The following is a 19276-nucleotide window of genomic DNA, read 5'->3' as shown; positions in this document are numbered from 1 at the left end:
TAAATGACAATGAAGTTAGTTTCGTTATATATTATTTTATTTTTTATATCGTTATCCGTCCAAGCGCAATTGGATAGCAGGAAAACTTCTGTGGCTATTCCTGCAGTTGAAACCAAAAAGGAAACGGAGTCTAAAACGATATTGCCTGAGGAAAAGAAAGAAGATCCTGTGGTGTTTGGGAATTTAAATGTTCCCGATGTTACTGCTACAGGTTTGAATACTCCCAAAAAATCATTTTCACTATTTGAAGAAGAATTCGGAAATCCGGGTGAGTTATACACGAAGCAAATTAATAAAAATATAGCTGATTTAAAATTAACTCCTGAAGAAGTAGAGCAATTAAACGGTAGTAAAACCGATCAGTATTTTGGTGATTTTAAAAGCAATTCGAAGTTTGTGAACGTGGTGTATCGCGATCACGGTGCGGTTGACGGTGATATTATTCAGGTTCGTGTGAACGACGACGTTATTAAAGCCAGAGTATATTTAAATGGCGGTTACCAGGGTGTTAAAATCGATTTAAGACCTGGACTTAATAAAATAGACTTTGTAGCCTTAAATCAAGGTGAATCTGGTCCAAACACGGCTGAATTCAGAGTGGTGGACGATCAGGAAAACCTAATTTCAGGTAACCGTTGGAATCTTGCTACAGGCGTTAAGGCCAGTATTATTATTGTAAAGGAATAATGCTATTTGAGAATTTGATGAATAGCTTCAAGTTCCTCTTTACTAAATTCTAAATTATCTAAAGCTTTTACATTCTCTTTTAATTGACTGGAAGAACTAGCTCCAATTAATACAGAAGCGACTTGTGGCTGTCGTAAAATCCATGCCAATGCCATTTGCGATAGTTTCTGGTTTCGGGATTCGGCAATGGTATTTAAAGCCTGTACTTTTTCAATGTTCTCGTTTACGGTTTCAGATTGTAAATACGTTAAATTTTTAGCTGCTCTTGAACCATCAGGAATCCCTTTTAAGTATTTATCGGTAAGCATACCCTGTGCTAAAGGCGAGAAGGCAATACATCCCACACCAGTATCTTTTAATGTATCTAATAAATCGTCTTCAACCCAACGGTCAAACATTGAGTAACGTGCCTGATGCAAAATAAAAGGGGTATTCAGTGCTTTAAGAAGCTTTGCAGCCTCAGCTGTTTCTTTTGGTTTGTAATTAGAAATACCTACATATAAAGCTTTTCCCTGTCGAACAATATCTGCCAAGGCTCCCATAGTTTCTTCAAGAGGTGTTTCTGGATCTGGCCTGTGATGGTAAAATACATCAACGTATTCAAGATTCATCCGCTTCAAGCTTTGGCCTAAACTTGATATTAAATATTTCCTTGAACCCCAGTTGCCATAAGGTCCCGGCCACATGTCGTAACCTGCTTTTGTGGCAATAAATAATTCGTCTCGATATGGTTTAAAATCTTTTTTGAAGATGGTTCCGAAATTTTCTTCAGCCGAACCATAAGGTGGCCCGTAGTTGTTTGCAAGGTCGAAATGGGTAATTCCTAAATCGAATGCTGTTCTTAAAATATCGCGTCCGTTTTGAATACTATCTACAAATCCGAAATTATGCCACAAACCCAGCGATAGAGCCGGTAACAACACACCGCTTTTTCCAGTGCGATTATAGGTCATGTTGTCGTAACGATTTTCGTCGGCGTAATAGGCTTTGGTCTGGCTTTTGTCGTTGATTTGCATAAATCTGTATTCGTTTAGTTTGCTCGTAAATATAAAATTCTTTTCATAATTAGCTTTTGTTAAATGTATCTTATTGAAGATTAGAATAAATAAAAACTTCTAAATTTTTCCATCATTTATTCGTCATAAACCCTGCAAAGGTGTTATTTTTGCACGCCTAAAAGTTAATTACATGTCTATTACATCGAAAGCAGAATTAGAACAAGAAGAGCGTAAAGCAGGGAAAGATTTATATAGTTATCAGAAGGGAGCCATAAATAAAATTTTTAAGGCTTTTGATGAATCGCGCGATGATTACCACTTATTATACCAATTACCAACAGGTGGTGGTAAAACGGTTATATTTTCTGAAATCGTTAGACAGTATTTAAAAAACCACAACAAGAAGGTGTTAATTATGACACACCGTATTGAGCTTTGCAGACAAACATCAAGAATGCTTACCGAGTTTGCTGTGGAAAACAAAGTGGTTGATAGTAAGGCAGATTTAAGCGATCAGGCAAACTACAGCTGTTTTGTAGCGATGGTTGAAACTTTAAATAACCGTTTAAACGACAATAAACTTGATATCTCAGATATTGGTTTAGTAATTATTGATGAGGCCCACTACAACTCATTTACTAAGCTATTTAAGTTTTTTAGTCAGTCGTTTATTCTAGGTGTTACGGCAACACCTTTAAGTTCAAGTATAGAATTACCAATGACCGACAATTACGATGAGTTAATTGTTGGTGAAAGCATTGAATCGTTAATTGAAAACGGATTCTTGGCACGTGCCGATATGTATACGTATAACGTAGGTTTAACCTCGTTAGTGGTTGGTGCTAATGGTGATTATACGGTAAAATCTTCTGAAGATCTGTATACAGCCGATGATATGTTATCGAAGTTATTACAAGCTTATGAAGAGCGTTCAAAAGGGAAGAAGACCTTAATCTTTAATAATGGTATTAATACGTCGTTGCACGTTTACGACACCTTTAAAAGGGCAGGTTACCCAATTGCACACTTAGACAATACAAACACAAAGAAAGAGCGAGCTCAAATCTTAAAATGGTTTAAGAATACGCCGGATGCTATTTTAACCTCGGTTAGTATCTTAACCACTGGTTTCGATGAGCCGTCGGTAGAAAGTATCATTCTTAACCGTGCAACCAAATCGTTAACTTTATATTACCAGATGATTGGTCGTGGGTCTCGTATATTAAAAGACAAAACCAAGTTTACTGTTATCGATTTAGGTAATAACTTCTACCGTTTCGGACCTTGGGGAGATAATTTAGACTGGCAACGTATCTTTAAATCACCTAATTATTACTTAGATTCTATTATAAGTGATGAAGAGTTAGAAAGTAATTTCCGTTACGAAATGCCGGACGATTTACGTAAAGAGTTTGGCAAGAGCGACGAGGTGTATTTCGATATTCAGAAAACATATGTAGATTCTATTAGAAGCGGGGAGTCTTCAAAAGTAGTTTTAGAACGTTCTATCGAGCAACACGCCAGAATATGTATTGAGAATAGTGAAGATGTATATGATGCTATTGGTTTAGCGAAGATGTTAGGAGATGATATCGACTTCAGAATTCAGCGTTACACCAAGTGCATTAGTAAAAGCACCTATAACTTTGTAGAGTGGTTAAAAGACGATTACCGTAAGAAATTAAACTCGTATTTACGTCATAATTTTGACGAGGTATTTGAAGATATTCATGGATATCCGCCGGAAGATTAAATATATCTTACAATAATTGTTAAAACGAAAAAAAAATAAATGTACCTTTACGCCATGTAAGTTTGTTAGGCAATTTTTATTTAATTTTTCCATTTTTTCAGTGGTCTTGGTTTAGGTTTTTCATAAAAATTCACTGTAACATTCAGTATTAATCTAAAACGAATTATTTATGGCAAAATCTCAGGTTACTTATAACAAAATTGAAAAAGAAAAGAAACGTTTAAAAAAGCGCGAGGAAAAGCAGAAGAAGAAAGAAGCACGCAAGATCGAAGCGAAGGAAAACCCTAAAGGAATTCAGTTCGCCTATGTAGATCATAACGGCAATTTAACTGATACGCCACCAAATCCACAACTAAAAGAGCAAATAGACCTGGAAAGTATTGAGGTGGGAATTCCAAAGAAGGAAGAACGCGAAGAGGAGGAGCCAGCTGCTAAAGAAGGTAAAGTATCATTTTTTGACACCTCTAAGGGGTTCGGATTTATTTTAGACAGTATTAATCAGGAAAAATATTTCGTTCATGTTAGTGGTTTACTTGAACCTGTTTCTGAAAATGACAAGGTAACTTACGAGCTGGAAAGCGGACCTAAAGGCATGAACGCTGTCAGAGTTAAAAAAATATAATTTGCAATAAGAACTAATTGTGTATTTATGAGTATACCTCGTAAAACTGTTTTAATTGTATTGGCATTTTTTGCTATTTACGTGATTTGGGGTTCTACCTATCTGTTAAACAAAATAGCCGTTTCCGAATTACCACCTTTTTTTTTAGCGTCCTTTCGTTTTACATTGGCAGGACTTATCATTTTTGCGATTTCAAAATTGATGAAGTTACCTTTGGCTATTACCCGAAGACAGTTAATTAATTCTATTATTACCGGATTTTTATTTCTGGTGTATGGTAATGGTGTGTTTGTTTGGGCCTTAAGATATGTTGATAGTGGCTTTGGCGCTTTAGAAGCTTCAACGCAACCATTGTTTGTTTTGTTGCTTTTGAAGCTAATCGATGGTAAAAAGATGCAATCTAATTCTGTTATCGGGGTGATCTTAGGTGTGGTCGGGATGTATATTCTGGTAAGTCAGAATGAACTCGTAACCCAGGAAGGTACTCTGCTAGGTATGTTTATGATTCTAACCTGTGTTTTAAGCTGGAGTTACGGCAGTATTTTTGTTTCAAAAGCCGACTTGCCAGCCAATTATTTTGTAAGTACCGCATACCAAATGATAGCTTCGGGCGTAATGCTGGCTATAACGAGCTTAACCTTAGATGAAACCTGGGTAGCACCCAATAACTGGAGCACTCCGGTTATGTGGTCTATGTTGTTGCTTGCCATTTTTGGAAGTGTTGTGGCCTTTACCGCTTTTAATTATTTGCTTAAAGTGGTATCACCGGAAAAGGTATCCACTTCAGCTTATGTAAATCCGGTTATCGCTATATTTTTAGGTTGGTTGGTTCTGGACGAAGCCATTAGTGCTCAAACCATAATTGCCGCAGCCATATTATTAACCGGGGTGTATTTTATAACCACCAAACGAAAAATAAAACTAAGACCTTTTGGACGTTAAAAAAGCATTAAAATACATGGTAATTAGTACCCTGGGGTTCGCTTGCATGAACGCTACGGTAAAGTATCTAAAAGATGTTAACAGTTATCAAATTGTATTTTTCCGATCTTTAGGATCATTGTTTTTCACCTTCGGATTTTTATTAAAAAATAGGATTCCCATTATAGGCAAGCATAATGGTTTGCTTATTGCGCGTTCTGTAGTTGGTGCAACATCTATGTTGCTGTTTTTTATGTCGGTTAAATATCTGTCAATTGGTACGGCGGTGTCTTTACGATACACGGCACCTATTTTTGCAGCTATTATGGCGGTGTTTTTACTTCGTGAAAGGGTAAAACCTTTACAGTGGCTGTTCTTCATTGTCTCATTTATAGGTGTTATTGTATTAAAAGGGTTAGACAGCCATATCAATAGTTACGGATTAATACTGGTACTCATAGCAGCTGTTTTAAGTGGCCTGGTGTATATTATCATCAGTAAAATAGGAAAGCGTGAACATCCTGCGGTTATCGTAAATTATTTTATGGTAACAGCAACTATTTTGGGAGGTGTACTTTCTATTGGTAACTGGGTAACGCCTAAAGCTTCAGAATGGCCTTTTTTATTCTCTTTAGGTATTTTTGGTTATATCGGTCAGATCTACATGACCAAGGCATTTCAGTCGGCATCTACCAATATTGTGGCGCCATTAAAATACATAGAGGTGGTTTTTACAGCAACCATAGGAGTGATGTTGTTTCAGGAAGTGTATACCATTTGGAATTTGGTGGGAATAGCATTAATCATTGGTGGCTTGGTGTTAAATGTCTGGTACAAATCTAAATACATCAAATAGAACTGCATTACTGGTTTTATTCTTGTTCTAAAGCATTCAAATTGGTACTTTTGTTCGCCTTTAAATAAAAACGAGGTAGCGCATGTCATTTAAAATAGCAGTAAACAACGTTAGAAGAAAGGTAATGCACAGCATTACTAAAAATGTAGGGAGTTCTTATAAGGAGCCTGAATATGGTTCGTTAAATCCGGAAGATATTAAGCGGGTTTTAATCATCAGGCCTAACCACAGACTTGGGAATCAGATATTATTAACCTCTATTGTGCAGGAAGTGATTCAAAGCTTTCCGAACTGTAAAATTGACTTGTTTGTAAAAGGAGGTGTCGCTTTTCCGGTGTTTGAAAACTATGCTGAAGTTGATAAAATTATTCAGTTACCGAGAAAGCCTTTCAATAACTTATATAAATACGCAAAAAGCTGGGCATCGATAAAACAGAAATCTTACGATTTGGTGATTAACGGCGATAAAGATTCTTCTTCAGGACGTTTGTTAACCGATCTTTCAAGAGCCAAGTTTAAAGTGTATGGCGATGTAAATGAAGACATAAAAAAAGCACATCCCGATCACAGACACATTTCAAAATATACCATTTATAACTTACGTTATTTTTTGAAAAACCTGGGCGTAGTTATGCCGGAGCGTTCTTTGCCAACTTTAAATATTAAATTAAACGATGCCGAAATTGCAAATGGAAAAACCATTTTAGACGGCATTATTAAAAATAAAAAACCAACCATATGCATCTACACAAATGCTACTGGTGCCAAATGTTATTCTTATGAGTGGTGGGAGTCTTTTTACGAACGTTTATTAAAAGAGTTTCCGGAGTATAATATTATTGAAATGCTACCTATTGAAAATATCTCACGTGTTAATTTTAAAGCACCTAACTTTTACAGTAAGGACATTCGTGAAATGGGTGGGGTGCTTCATAATACCGCTATTTTCATTGCAGCCGATAATGGAGTGATGCATCTTGCAGCAGCTTCCTTGACGCCTACCGTTGGGTTCTTCTCTGTAACCGATGAAGAAAAGTACGGGCCTTATGGAAATGGCAACATAGCCATTAATACCAATAACACTACAATTGATGACTGGATGCAGAGTATCCATAAAATTCTGGATTAAGCTTAAATCAATTCATAGACATATCTTCTGGTGTTCTTAATATAAGTATATGGTTCTATTGCAATTAACGCATTAGGACCATTTTTTTGTTATAAAGTCACAGGGTAATCTAATTTATAATCACTATAGATTTATTAATTAAGCTTGGTTATTACTGACTTTTGTCTACTTTTAGGTTTGAAGTTTACCCTTGAATTATGAATGGCAAAAAAATATCTTTCTCTCTGTATTTTTTAGAAAAAATATGTCCCTTATCAAATGAATTTAAGTCTTTTTATCAGCAGCATGTCAAACATGCTTTATATAAAAAAGGAACTTTATTAAACGAATGCGGTTCTTTATGCGATAAATTATATTTCATAAAGAAAGGGATGATTCGTGGTTATCATAACATTGAGAATAACGAGATTACCACCTGGTTAAGTACCGATAACGAGTTAGTAACCTCTATCACAGGTTTTTTCAAGCATATTCCGGCTTCAGAAAACATGCAGGCTGTGGAAGATACCTATGTGGAATATCTGGCTTACAACGATTTTCAAGTGGCTTTAAGCAAGTTTCCTGAGATGGTTCAGATTTTCAATATATTACTTATCGAATATTATATTCATGCCGAAAACAGAACACTGTTATCTCGAATACCATCGGCTAAAGGACGCTTTGATCATTTTGTGTCTAACGGAAATACTTTTCTTTTAAATCGGGCTCCTCATAAGTTTTTAGCTAATATGTTAAGTATGAGACCGGAAACGTTTAGTCGTATTTTAAAGGCGCATCAGGTTGATTTTGCTAACGAAATGGAATCTTGACATATGTCAAGAGAATATGTTTTTAGACCAATTTTTCTGTCATATTTAACGAAAACGCAATACTATTGTAGTGTAAATTGCTAATATCTACACCCTTTTGTTTTGCTATTAAACAGAAGACTTAACCTACTAACTTTTTAATTTTTTTGATTATGGTATCTTTAGTTATCACCTCCTCAACTATACTTATTGTAACCTTCGGGTTGGGATTAGGTATAGGGTATCACTTCGGGCAAAGACACAGTAAAAAAAGCATTACTCAGTAAAACAGTACTTTAAGTTTTTTGCGATCCTTACTTCGAATAGAGTATTAAGGCTACCCCAAGCATAATACCTACCAACGGAATAAGTTTCTTGCGTTTGTTTTGTTCCCTGAATATTAATCCGCCAATAACTACGGCAATTAAAATCTGACTGCGTTTTATAGCTGAAAGCAGCATAATTAATGCATCCGGGTCTTGTAATGCCTTAAACGAGAAGTAATCTGCCATTTGCAGCAGGATTCCAACAGCTGGAATCGTCCACCGGAATTTAAATGCTTTACGTTTTTCAGCGTTCGGAAAAAAGGTAACGCACAAAACCCCTAACAAAATTAATGTGGTGTATAAACAAAACCAGAACTGTAAGGTTTGAGGCTCTAAACTTAAATTCTGAATCAGGAATTTATCATATAATCCGGCTGATGACCCTAAAAATGTAGCACCAACGATAGCGAAAATCCATTTGTTGCTTTTAAAATGTATGCCTTCTTTCTTTCCGATTTTAGAATATAAAAACACCGAAAAAATAATCAGGAAGAAACCAATCCATTGCGTAAATGTGGGTTGTTCTCTATAAATTAAAATAGCACCAATAAACGTGAAAAACGGACCAGCCGAACGAATAGGAGTCACGATGGTAATGGGTAAATGTTTTAGTGCCTGATAAGCCAAAATCCATGAAGCCGCCATAATGCCCGACTTTATAAAAATATAACCATGTTTGGCTAAAGGAATATCGGTAATGTACAACCCGATGTCTTTTGCTAAAGCAGGGTCGACTTTCGACAGAACAAACCAGGGTAGTAATAATAAAAATCCAGCCAGAATGGTACCAAAAAGTACCGGAAATACTTCATTGCCTTGTACGGCGTGTTTTTTACATAAATTATGTAAGCCTAAAAATAATGCTGCAAGCAGCCCAAGATACATCCACATGGCCGCAAAGGTAAGGTTTTAAGGCGTTTTACACGAGTGTTAATCCCACCAAACCACAAAAAACTTTTTAATATTTCCGTTGGGGAATTTCACCCAGCAAAGCGGTGATGTTTTGTTGTTTATTATAACACTAACAGCTTCATAAAATGCATTATAATTTAACCAATCAACATGGACTTCTTTTTCTTGTAACCAGTTGATTTTGTTTGGTATATTGAATTTACAATCAACAAAAAGTTTAAGTTGGTATGGTCTGATATAAAAGCCTTTTAAACAGGCTTTATTAAGTAAATTAAACGCTATGTCATAATCCTGATAAGGCGTGAATAGCTGAGCTTTAAACCAAACCCGTTGCAGAATATCGTTAGGAGTCAAATGCAGACATTCTAAAACGGGCATTGTATGCGAATTAAACAAAAGTGGTAATTGTTTATCTTTAAGCTTATCCAGTTTTTTTACTAATGTATCGCTACGGTTAGGACCAATCCAATGATCCAGTTCAGAGGCACCCACACGGGCATCATACAGGTAAAATTTATACACAATTTCCAGATGTACAGGCTGCTTATTATACAGTAACAAAACATCTAATTCACCAAGCGTTAATTTATCCTGTTGTATTTGTATGTTTTCAGCGAGAATATCAATGCTGGCATCATGAGACAACTCATGACTAACAAAACGCTCCACTCGTTTTCCCAAACGCATAGTATCAGGTAAAACTTCAGTAAATCGCTCTGTTGTTTCCGGAGTAAATTCCAGCTGTTTCAGATTATATACCGCCCCATCATTCCAAAGCAGGGGTGTATTGGCATAACCCTGATACTGCAGTTGTGTTTCCTTGGTTTTGTGATGCATAGTATTGCTAATGTAAAGGAATTATACCGACCAGCAAAGCACAGGCGAATGAAATCATGTTAGGGAAAATTCCTTTTTTTTTGTAATTTAGAATATCAATTAAACAGATGTTATATTATGAAAGCTCTTACATTCGTTCTTAGCCTATTCACACTTACACTTATATCCTGCGGAAGCACGCAAACCGCAGCTACACCAGCCGAAATTGAAGCCTTAAAAAAGCTGGTAGACAGTAAAACGTTTTATATAGAGTCCGATTGGGCTTACCCTCAAATAACAGCAGCCATGTCGCAGGTATTAAACTCCCCGTTAATGCAGCCAGGAAGCGGCGGTGGAGGGGTGAATTTAATAGGTAATTCTAATTTTTTAAAACTGGAAGGCGATAGCATTACCAGTTATTTACCTTATTTCGGGGAACGTAGAATGGGGGCTGCCTATGGTGGTACCGATAACAGTATTGAGTTTAAAGGATTGGTGGAAGACTATCGTGTTAAAGCAAATAAACACAGTGGTTATACTATTAATTTTGATGCAAAAAGCAATAATGAAAACTTTACCGTATCTGTCGATTTGTTTCCTAATATGAAAAGTTCCATGACCCTTACAGGAAATACCAGAACGCCCATACAGTATACTGGAAAAGTATCTGCCAAAAAGGAAGAAGACTAAGTTATACAGGCTCCGATGGGAGCCTCTTTTTTTACCAGAAATTCAAAGGTATTCTAACCGTTTATCGTTTAAATAAAGCGTTCGTATAGTATTTTATTACAAATAGGTTTAAATATTTAGTTTTAATCTCAATAATTTATTTAAGCCTTACTATGAAAGCCCTTTATTCTTCATTACGCATCGCTTGTTTCATATTAGCTGGTACTTTGAGTTATGCTCAGGAATCAACAAGTATTTTAGACGATGTACCACCTAATTACAAAAAAGAAAGCCCTATATATTTATTGTCGGATCACCAACTGAATAACACCGATACCATTCCGGATTTTGCTGAAAAACCAAACAAGCTTAAAATATCCGGTACCATTTACGAAAGTGATGGTGTAACGCCTGCTAAAGATGTGGTTTTATTTATTTTTCAACCCGATGAAGACGGAGACTACGTTATGAAACGCGATAGTAACCGTAAACGTTATGTTCACCACCGTGCATGGATTAAAACCGATGCCGATGGAAAATATACCTTTTATACCTTTATGCCGGGTAAATATTTAGGAGAAAAGGAGCTAAAACAAATTCACAGGATTGTTAAAGTACCTGGAAAACCAGAACAGGGATTATCGTCGTTTTTCTTTAATGATGACCCTTTAATTCCAGAGTTAACGTTGTCCTGCAGAGCCGAAGCGGTTAAAAGTATGTTGCGTTTAGAAATGAAAGACGGCATGCTGGTAGCCACTAAAGACATAACCCTTAAAAAAGGTGTTGATATTTTAGCTCAATAGTTTTTACTCTGTTAATCGAATAACAAGCAGGCAACCTTTGGTTGCCTGTTTTTTTTGTATTTACAACCATTATACAATCCTTTAATTTTTGTTTTTCAGGAGGATATGTCGGTATAATTTGTTAAATTTAATAGCCGACTTTAACCAACTACCTGTTTACTTTTCATTTTAAGAGCACATGGTCTTGAAATGGCCTATTTAATAAATGCATTAAATATGGACATGACTATCGATCATCCTCGGTTTTACTTCAAACTGTTTTATGTATTGGCTTTTGTGTTTATTTACCTGATGGTGATTTACAAAAGTGTTAAACGTGGGTATCATTTGCGCTCGGTATTACTCATGCTAACCACCATCTCGCTGTTTACGGTATTGGGATCCAGGTTGTTTACCATTCCGGTCGGGGACTGGCTAACAGCTATACAGTCGCCTGTAACAACATTCAACAATCGCTCGGCTGTAGGAGGCTTGTTATTTGGCTTAATGGGGCTGATTATATCTCAGCGTGTTTTTGGGTTCAACCGTCCTATGCTCGATTTATATGCGTGGTTAGGCCCGATAGCTTTAGGGATTATAAAATTCGGCTGTTTGTTTAACGGTTGTTGTTATGGTGTGCCTACTCATGCCTTGTGGGCAGTAAAGTATCCTGTAGGCACGCATGCTCATTTTAATCAGTGGGCAGAAGGACTTATAGAGCCGCATATGGCGATGTCTTTAGCGGTGCATCCGGTGCAGCTATACGAAAGTCTGGCATTATTTCTTATTGGTTATATGGTTTTCAAAACCCATAAGTACTGGCGTAAAAATTTTACAGCCATTCTATCAGGCTTAACGCTGTTCTTTGTCATGCGTTTTTTTATTGAGTTTTTCAGAGATCCTAACGGCTCCCAGTTTAATAATGTGTATTATTTTGGACTACGCTGGTATCAGTGGAGCATGCTTTTGTATAGTTTGATAGCTGCGCTACTATTATTGATTTATGAAAAATATCTGAAAATTGAGTTGGTAAAAGGGCGTCAGAATACCCCATTTCTGCATGCCGATTTTATATATATCATCTTAATATCATTGGGACTCTATACCTTTAAAGAATTGCTGTCTGTTTACGAATTAACAGTTATCTGGATTAAGTTTTTACCCGCTATTGTACTTTCAGCTTATTATTTATACACCGACCAGCGTTTAAAAGCCTATCGATGGGTAACAAGCATCGTACTACTCATGCCGGTTTACGTTTTTGCTCAAACCATCCCGAATCACAAACCGGTTATTAAACAGTATCACAGGGTAGATCTTGGCGCTTCGTTTGGCGATTTCAATAATGAGGTACGTTATAATCCGCAGGCAGGGGAGTGTGGCACGACCTACGATAGTCAGTATTTTAAACAAACCTACAGCATTGTAGGCGGTGGCTATTCGTTTGTTACCGAAAAAGAGAAGAGCAGAATTACCTACGGCGCAAATCTTTCGGCCGGAACTATAAAAAGCCATAATCTTTCAGCAAATATTAAGGAATCTGATTTTATATATGCCGTGAATCCGTATTTCAAAGTAGATGGTAAGTGGTTGGGTGGAGGCGGCGGTTTCCAGCTAGGTAATCTCCGTATGAATAAAGATGAAACCATAGACGAGAGTAACATAGGCGATGCCAGTAAGACCTACACCATTCTGCCGGAGTTTTATGTGCGTCTTGGACCTAAAAAATACTTCGATATCGATTATAATTACGGATTTATGTACCCTACTGCTTTTCCAACCTTATACTCCAGAGCAAGTGCGGGTACCGGATTTGGTATAAGCGATAATTACAGTCTTCGTTACGGTTATATATTAAATTTAGACACCAGCTTTATATCGGCAGAAGCCTTAATAACCGAGCAGTTTGGCATTAATATCATGTACATTTTTAAGGAAGATTTTTATATTCCGTTTGATGATAAAACAAGCAGCAAGGTGGTATTTTCTTTAAATTACAGATTTGGACATAAAACCAAATAGTAAGAATCATACAATGATTTAATTACGGGCTATTGTACGGTATAATTCCCTAAATACATACTGGTTGCACTTAGCTGTTTATTGCTATTGGTAAATCCTGCCCAAAGCTCAACTTCAAGCCCGTGAAAAACCAGTTCAAAATCCAACAGGCATTCGCCATTAGTACGGCGTGCCATATGTGTAAAACAAGAGAATAGTTTAAGCGCCGGGGCATAGGCCACAACCAAAAGTACATCATCGTGGTAGGCCATGCCTTGATTACTGTTGTCTGCCCATTGCAGATGGAGATGACCTGTTTCCGGATGTGTCACCAAGGGACTCTCTACACCACATAACGGCCCCATGCTTATTAATACTTTGTTATACTGTATTTCAAAGTCTACACCATTAAAAATGGTAGCTTCTTTTAAGTGATACGAAAACCCCAGATTGTATCGCGATTTACTTTTTACAGGTGCTCCAAAGGTCTCATTTAAAAGGTCTTTAATGGGGGTTAAAAAGCTGTGGATACATTTAAATCTATTGCGTTGCTTTTGTTGGGCTGGTGTTGGTGGTTTTTGCGACTTGTTGGGTAGCGATCGCAACACTGCTTTACCGCGCCAGCGACTGCCAATTACAGTCCCTACTTTTCCTGAGAAGTCGCCTAAAACACCTTGTTGGTATGTTGCCATGAGTTTGATTATTAAGGGGTTACTAAAATTAAATATACAAAGAAAAACCTTACGAATATAATTTTAATGTAAGATTTTAATTATGTAAAATGTGCTTTTCAGGAGTTTACTTCGTATTTCCTTCGGGAAATCTTCGGGTTTTCTTCGTAAAATAAGGCGTTTACCGAAGAAATCCCGAAGGACTATCGAACATGACTCGAAGGAAACCCCTAAAACAGGCGTTTCAATTAAATGTGTATTTTCTTAAATAAAGGTAATTTCTTGTAGGTATTTATGTATATTTGGGTGTATATATAATAGAAATAAACACACCAGTGTGTTTATGTACTTGTTGTAACACATTTGACCAAATCAAGAAAAATGCAGGAATTTAAAGATTGGAAAGAGTTTATTAACCGAATTTTAATTGACAGCGGACAATTTGAAAATGCAACTTCTGATTTAAGAAATACAACTGAAATTGAAACATTCAAATCAACTAAAAAAGGTTCTCTGACTGAAATTCGTGTCGGATATTTTACCAAAGAAAATAAACTGATTTATCTTCATATTTTCAATCCGACAGTTCCTGGATATAACAAATATGTATTCGGGGAATACTTTTATCAATATCATTTTAGCGAACCGCCAAATTATGGAGACCCAGCTTTAGAATTTAATGAGCTTAATCGAAATGGTATTATCTCAATTCTTGAAAAAGGACTAAAAGGAAAAGAAGTGCAATTCATAAAAAACAAAAAAATCCTGAAATCCAAACTTTACATTTCTGAGTCTAACCCTAACTTCAGCTATTCGTATGACTTTACAAAAAGAGGTTTTTGGAAAAAAATATTTGGACAGAAAATTGACAAAATGGATGGAATTGAAAAAAAAGAAATTGAACTAAATACAATATTTAACGGAATAAAAACGTGTTACAACACTATATAACCGCAATTACGGCGGATTCGACTGTGTCCGAATCCACTCGGAATTGCTAACAATAGTGCTAAACCGAAAAATAAAAAAAAACCAAACCGATAACTGACGGTTATACGAACCGTTGTGGCTAATAATATGAAGATAATAATACAGACATTATTAGTATTGACATTCTTGTGTTCTTGTGGTCAAAAAGCTAGACAACAGGAATCAGAAATTCAAGTGGTTGACAAAAGCCAATCAGAGTCACGTTTAATTGAAAAAATTGACAACCAAATAATTAAAAAGAAAGTTGGTGAAGAGTTGTTTAAAACCATTTTGGACACCATAACAATTAATAATGTAATTGTTGATTTTCTAACTAGAAATCAATGGATTTACAGACCATTTGACAACTGTGAATCGTTTTTGAAATTTCAAGAAAATGGAATAGGTGTAAGTTATAATTGTGAAATGGAAGAAGAGTATGAAATGACATACAGAATTGAAGGTAACAAAGTCTTCATTGCAGAATATGACATTCCACACGTTGATAATTCAGAACACAAAAAAATCAAATACAGGGATGATACTTATGTTTACAATGGTCATTCACTAATACTGATTGACTCGAAAATGTACAATATTGGTGGACGCGAATGGATACCTGAAATTGAAGTTGTAATTGATTATAAAAGAAAAAAATACTAGCCACAACAACACCTATACGCAATGCCCTTCGGGACACTGCGCATAGCTAAACCGTTAGCCACAATTAACCTAAACCTATATGATAATTGATTACAAAAGAGAAAAAGTTTTTCCTTTAATGTTTTTAATAATCGGAATAACTCTTTTAATTTCAGGCATACTATTAATTGTAAATTTTGATAAAAAAGCAATTGCAGGTCTTTCTTTTTTAGTAATTGGATTAATAATAGTTTTTACCAGAAAAGGTACATTAATTGATTTTGAAAAAAAGAAAACGAAACACTATGTTGGACTCTTTCTTATAAAAATTGGGAATTGGAAAACTCTAGAAAATTATTCTTACGTCACTTTATTACACCTGAATTTAAAAAGTCATGGATATAGTAGAACAGGAGTCCAGTTTTCAGAGAAAAATAAAGTCTTTAGAGTTTGTTTATTGGACAAAACACATAGAGAAAAAATAAAAATAAAAGATTTTAAAAATATAGAAAGTGCTAATTTAGAAGCTAAAAAAATAGCAAAAAAAATGAATTATGACTTTGTTAAATACAATCCGACTTAAAATAAAAACTGTAGCTAACAATATATAACCGCAATTACGGCGGATTCGACTGCGTCCGAATCCACTCGGAATTGCTAACGCCAGTGCTAAACCGAAAAACAAAGTAAACCAAACCGATAACTGACGGTTATACAAACCGTTGTGCTTCATAATAACCAACCATTAACCAATGATTAAATTCTTTAGAAAAATTAGACAAAACAGCATAAAAGAAAATAAAACTATTAATTACCTAAAATATGCTTTTGGAGAAACAATTTTGGTAGTTCTTGGGATATTGATTGCTCTTCAGGTTAATGAGTGGAACAATGAACGCAATAGGAAAAATATAGAGTCCACCATTCTTAAACAGCTTGAAACCGATTTAAAAACATCAGAAACGGAACTTAAAAAAATTAGTGCTTTTTATCTGGATAGGGCCCGTGCCAGTGCTTTAGTAGAAAGGGCATTCTGGAAAGAAGAGATTCCGAATGATACTATTGAAAAGTCAATACGCATCCCTATGAGCAGTAGAATTTATAGTCCAGTTCTTGGCACTTTAAGGTCGCTTATCAATTCAGGAAATATGGATAATATAAGCTCAGACAGTATTAAAAATGAGCTGACCTCTTATTTGGAAAAGGTAGACTATTTGCTAAAAGACATTCGTCGGTACGAGGAAACCTATTACCGTAAAGGGGTAGAAAAAGTAAATCAAAATTTTCCCAATACTTTTACTTCACTAGAAGAACATAAAAATTATTATAGTGAGAATTTAGAAAAAGTAACCCAACGCAAAAATTATGAACTTGGCTTATACCTAATTCCACCTGATTTGGATAAAGTCCCTTTTCAATCCAATTTGGAAGAATTCTTTAATAACAAGGAACTTTTTATTGCATACAAAAGCTTATACATTGCCCATAGAAACGTTTATTATAGGTATAATGATATTTTAGATTTAACCAGTGGTCTTCTTGTCAAGATAGAAAAGGAAATAAAACCTTAGATCGATCGGTATCTCATCCAATTAAATAACGAAAGCACAACACCATGTATAATTCATTGCTTCCGATTTTCCTCTCGGAAAATCCTCGCAACTTTACTATCTTAGTTTCTTAACACAAAAATCCTGCGGATTTTCACGCAACGAAACTATACACAAACCGTTACCACAAATTATAACAAACAACACTAAATATGAAAACCAAACTGACTTTTTTAAAGACCTTACTAATTATTCTAATTGGAATTTCATTTAACTCATGTAACATTTCAGAAAGTGGAAAGGAACCGCTGACAATAGAAGAAAGAACTGTTGCCAATTATCTGATTCCAAACTATCCGACTAATGATATTAATGTTAGATTTCATTCATTTAGCATTGCGGATATACCAATGTCATATATTGCAGTTCTGAGCGACGAGAACAATTTTGACTCTTATATTAACCAAAACTCCAAAAGAGAACAAATTACAATCAAAAATATCCCTGAAAATTTGAAAAACAGAGACCAAAAAGAAATTATTGCAAAAATGATAAGTTGTAAATTCACTTTGAGCAATAACCCTAATGACTTAATTGAACAAACTTTCATTTTGGACAAAACTGGACAAAATTGTATTTATTCGGATGACTTTATGAAAGTGACCAGATAAAAAATAACTTGTGGTAACAACGTGTAAAAATAATTGCTTGGTTCTAGCCTACTCGGAAAATCCTGCGGATTTTCCTCTGGTTCGTTCCATTTTTAGTAAGTTAGTTGCTCGCACACGCAACTATCCTTACACAAACCGTTATAAGACATTCGGGTACTATAGAATATTGTATATGAAGTTATATAAGTTAATTTTGTTATTAACGATTATCATTTTCAATTATAGTTGTAATCGTAAAGAGAAGGAGATAAAGCAGAATAAATTCCTGTTTGCTACACCGGAAGAATCAGGTATGCGCTTAGATAGTCTTTCAAAAATAGATTCAATGGTAATGGAGTTTGTTGAAGCTAAAAAATTTCCTGGAGCAGTTACCTTAATTGCCAAGAATGGGAAAATCATTTACGAATCTGAAATAGGCTGGTCAGATTCACTACGAACAGTACCATATCGTAAAAACCACTTGTTTCGATTGGCTTCCATGACTAAACCTATTGTTTCTGTTGCAATCATGCAACTGGTAGAACAGGGGAAAATAAACCTATATGACCCTGTTGGTAAATACATTAATTCCTTTAATGAAATGGGGATTATTACAAGTTACAATCCTAATGACACCACATGGACAAGCTCCCCAACAAGCACCTATATTAATATACACCACCTCCTGACATTTACCTCGGGTATAACTTATGGTGAAAAGTTTGATTTTACATGGGGGTCACCCGACTTTTCGGCCATTTATACGAAACTTGGCGGTGTTCCTACAAATAACACATTTCAGCCTGGTAAAAATATCACAGAATCTATGGAGAAATTGGGCAAAGCTCCTATCACTTTTGAACCGGGAACCAAATGGCAATACGGATTAAGTATTGATGTATTGGGAAGAGTGGTAGAAGTTGCATCAGGTTTAGAATTAGATGATTATATACGAGAAAATATCACCAAACCACTAGGTATAGAAAAATTGGACTTCTACTTCCCGGATTCATTATCAAGAGATTTGGTGAAAGTATACGGCACAAACACTGATGGGAAGTTTGTAGAATTGAAAGCGCCCATTGGGTTTGTAAATCCGGATTATCCTGTGCAAAAAGAACAATATTATTTTGCGGGCGGTACCGGAATGACAGGGACAGCTCGTGATTATTACCTTTTTTGCCAGGCTATGCTGAATGATGGTAGCTTAAGAAACATTAGGATTCTAAAACCGGAAACTGCAAAACAAATGCATTCCAATCAAATTGATACTGTCACATTCCAATGGTGGCCTGCAACATTCGGATACGGATTTGCTGTTTCAAAAGGTCATCCAATATTCCCCAATGGAGTTTATAGCTGGGGAGGAGCTTTTGGCACAGAGTTTTGGATTGATCCTGAAAACGATTTAATAGTTATTCAAATGAGACAGGTTTTATTCTCTCCTGATATTGAAGAAATAAATACCCAGCTGAGAGAAATTGTTTATGGAGCTTTTGTTAAAAATTAAATTCTATCGATATAAAACGTCTTA

The 19276-nt window shown here is 35.6% G+C and carries 20 protein-coding genes; 16 read left to right on the top strand and 4 right to left on the bottom strand.

The annotated features are described in order from the left end of the window. The first annotated feature begins 9 nt into the window (after window positions 1-9). Entirely contained in the window at window positions 10-687 is a 678-nt protein-coding gene (locus NO995_RS08455) for a hypothetical protein (RefSeq protein ID WP_258227129.1), read from the top strand. 2 nt (window positions 688-689) lie between these two features. Here NO995_RS08455 and mgrA read toward each other — a convergent pair whose 3' ends face one another. After that, on the bottom strand, window positions 690-1703 hold the full coding sequence (mgrA, locus tag NO995_RS08450) for an L-glyceraldehyde 3-phosphate reductase (RefSeq protein ID WP_258227128.1): 1014 nt from the start codon (window positions 1701-1703) through the stop codon (window positions 690-692). A 172-nt stretch (window positions 1704-1875) separates the two neighbouring features. Between mgrA and NO995_RS08445 the strand changes: the two genes are divergently transcribed. From NO995_RS08445 to NO995_RS08420, 6 genes are all read left to right on the top strand, one after another. Further along, a complete protein-coding gene (locus NO995_RS08445) occupies window positions 1876-3438 on the top strand; it encodes a DEAD/DEAH box helicase (protein WP_240575392.1) in 1563 nt (520 codons plus the stop codon). A gap of 169 nt (window positions 3439-3607) precedes the next feature. Beyond that, entirely contained in the window at window positions 3608-4060 is a 453-nt protein-coding gene (locus tag NO995_RS08440; RefSeq protein WP_258227127.1) for a cold-shock protein, read from the top strand. Window positions 4061-4087: 27 nt separating this feature from the next. After that, the gene (locus NO995_RS08435; RefSeq protein WP_258227126.1) at window positions 4088-5002 is read left to right on the top strand and encodes an EamA family transporter; all 915 of its coding nucleotides are present in this window, start codon (window positions 4088-4090) and stop codon (window positions 5000-5002) included. Next, entirely contained in the window at window positions 4992-5837 is an 846-nt protein-coding gene (locus NO995_RS08430) for a DMT family transporter (protein WP_258227125.1), read from the top strand. Before NO995_RS08435 ends, NO995_RS08430 begins: the two co-directional genes overlap by 11 nt. Window positions 5838-5919: 82 nt before the next feature. After that, window positions 5920-6966 carry a glycosyltransferase family 9 protein gene (locus tag NO995_RS08425; protein ID WP_258227124.1) on the top strand — a complete coding sequence of 349 codons (1047 nt, stop codon included), beginning with the start codon at window positions 5920-5922 and terminating at the stop codon, window positions 6964-6966. 197 nt (window positions 6967-7163) lie between these two features. Next, entirely contained in the window at window positions 7164-7775 is a 612-nt protein-coding gene (locus NO995_RS08420) for a Crp/Fnr family transcriptional regulator (RefSeq protein ID WP_240575408.1), read from the top strand. 293 nt (window positions 7776-8068) lie between these two features. Here the strand turns inward: NO995_RS08420 and NO995_RS08415 are convergent, their stop codons facing one another. Then, window positions 8069-8971, bottom strand: coding sequence for a DMT family transporter (locus NO995_RS08415; protein WP_258227123.1), 903 nt, complete (start codon window positions 8969-8971; stop codon window positions 8069-8071). Window positions 8972-9010: 39 nt separating this feature from the next. Then, entirely contained in the window at window positions 9011-9829 is an 819-nt protein-coding gene (locus NO995_RS08410) for a DUF1853 family protein (RefSeq protein WP_258227122.1), read from the bottom strand. A gap of 117 nt (window positions 9830-9946) precedes the next feature. On the opposite strand from NO995_RS08410, the gene NO995_RS08405 reads away from it, so the two are divergent. The 3 genes from NO995_RS08405 to NO995_RS08395 all read left to right on the top strand — a co-directional run bounded on the left by NO995_RS08405 (window position 9947) and on the right by NO995_RS08395 (window position 13281). Next, complete coding sequence (locus NO995_RS08405; RefSeq protein ID WP_240575412.1) at window positions 9947-10498, top strand: DUF4251 domain-containing protein; 552 nt, start codon at window positions 9947-9949, stop codon at window positions 10496-10498. Window positions 10499-10650: 152 nt separating this feature from the next. Beyond that, the gene (locus tag NO995_RS08400) at window positions 10651-11280 is read left to right on the top strand and encodes a hypothetical protein (RefSeq protein WP_258227121.1); all 630 of its coding nucleotides are present in this window, start codon (window positions 10651-10653) and stop codon (window positions 11278-11280) included. Between the two features lie 189 nt (window positions 11281-11469). After that, complete coding sequence (locus NO995_RS08395; RefSeq protein WP_258227120.1) at window positions 11470-13281, top strand: prolipoprotein diacylglyceryl transferase; 1812 nt, start codon at window positions 11470-11472, stop codon at window positions 13279-13281. A 29-nt stretch (window positions 13282-13310) separates the two neighbouring features. On the opposite strand, the gene NO995_RS08390 is transcribed toward NO995_RS08395, so the two are convergent. After that, the gene (locus NO995_RS08390) at window positions 13311-13952 is read right to left on the bottom strand and encodes a DUF6266 family protein (RefSeq protein WP_258227119.1); all 642 of its coding nucleotides are present in this window, start codon (window positions 13950-13952) and stop codon (window positions 13311-13313) included. A 360-nt stretch (window positions 13953-14312) separates the two neighbouring features. Here NO995_RS08390 and NO995_RS08385 point away from each other — a divergent pair, with 360 nt between their 5' ends. The 6 genes from NO995_RS08385 (at window position 14313) to NO995_RS08360 (ending at window position 19252) form a co-directional block, all read left to right on the top strand. Further along, on the top strand, window positions 14313-14882 hold the full coding sequence (locus NO995_RS08385) for a hypothetical protein (protein WP_258227118.1): 570 nt from the start codon (window positions 14313-14315) through the stop codon (window positions 14880-14882). A gap of 156 nt (window positions 14883-15038) precedes the next feature. Continuing rightward, the gene (locus tag NO995_RS08380) at window positions 15039-15563 is read left to right on the top strand and encodes a hypothetical protein (protein ID WP_258227117.1); all 525 of its coding nucleotides are present in this window, start codon (window positions 15039-15041) and stop codon (window positions 15561-15563) included. 79 nt (window positions 15564-15642) lie between these two features. Further along, the gene (locus NO995_RS08375; protein WP_258227116.1) at window positions 15643-16125 is read left to right on the top strand and encodes a hypothetical protein; all 483 of its coding nucleotides are present in this window, start codon (window positions 15643-15645) and stop codon (window positions 16123-16125) included. Window positions 16126-16294: 169 nt separating this feature from the next. Beyond that, on the top strand, window positions 16295-17113 hold the full coding sequence (locus NO995_RS08370) for a DUF6090 family protein (RefSeq protein WP_258227115.1): 819 nt from the start codon (window positions 16295-16297) through the stop codon (window positions 17111-17113). A 191-nt stretch (window positions 17114-17304) separates the two neighbouring features. After that, window positions 17305-17763 carry a hypothetical protein gene (locus NO995_RS08365; protein WP_258227114.1) on the top strand — a complete coding sequence of 153 codons (459 nt, stop codon included), beginning with the start codon at window positions 17305-17307 and terminating at the stop codon, window positions 17761-17763. A gap of 172 nt (window positions 17764-17935) precedes the next feature. After that, on the top strand, window positions 17936-19252 hold the full coding sequence (locus NO995_RS08360) for a serine hydrolase (protein ID WP_258227113.1): 1317 nt from the start codon (window positions 17936-17938) through the stop codon (window positions 19250-19252). The last annotated feature ends 24 nt before the right edge of the window (window positions 19253-19276 follow it).

This window comes from Aestuariibaculum sp. M13, assembly GCF_024723255.1.
Taxonomy (GTDB): Bacteria; Bacteroidota; Bacteroidia; order Flavobacteriales; family Flavobacteriaceae; genus Aestuariibaculum; species Aestuariibaculum lutulentum.
The sequence above is the reverse complement of the archived record's forward strand: the minus strand, read 5'-3'. Positions and strand labels throughout refer to the sequence as shown.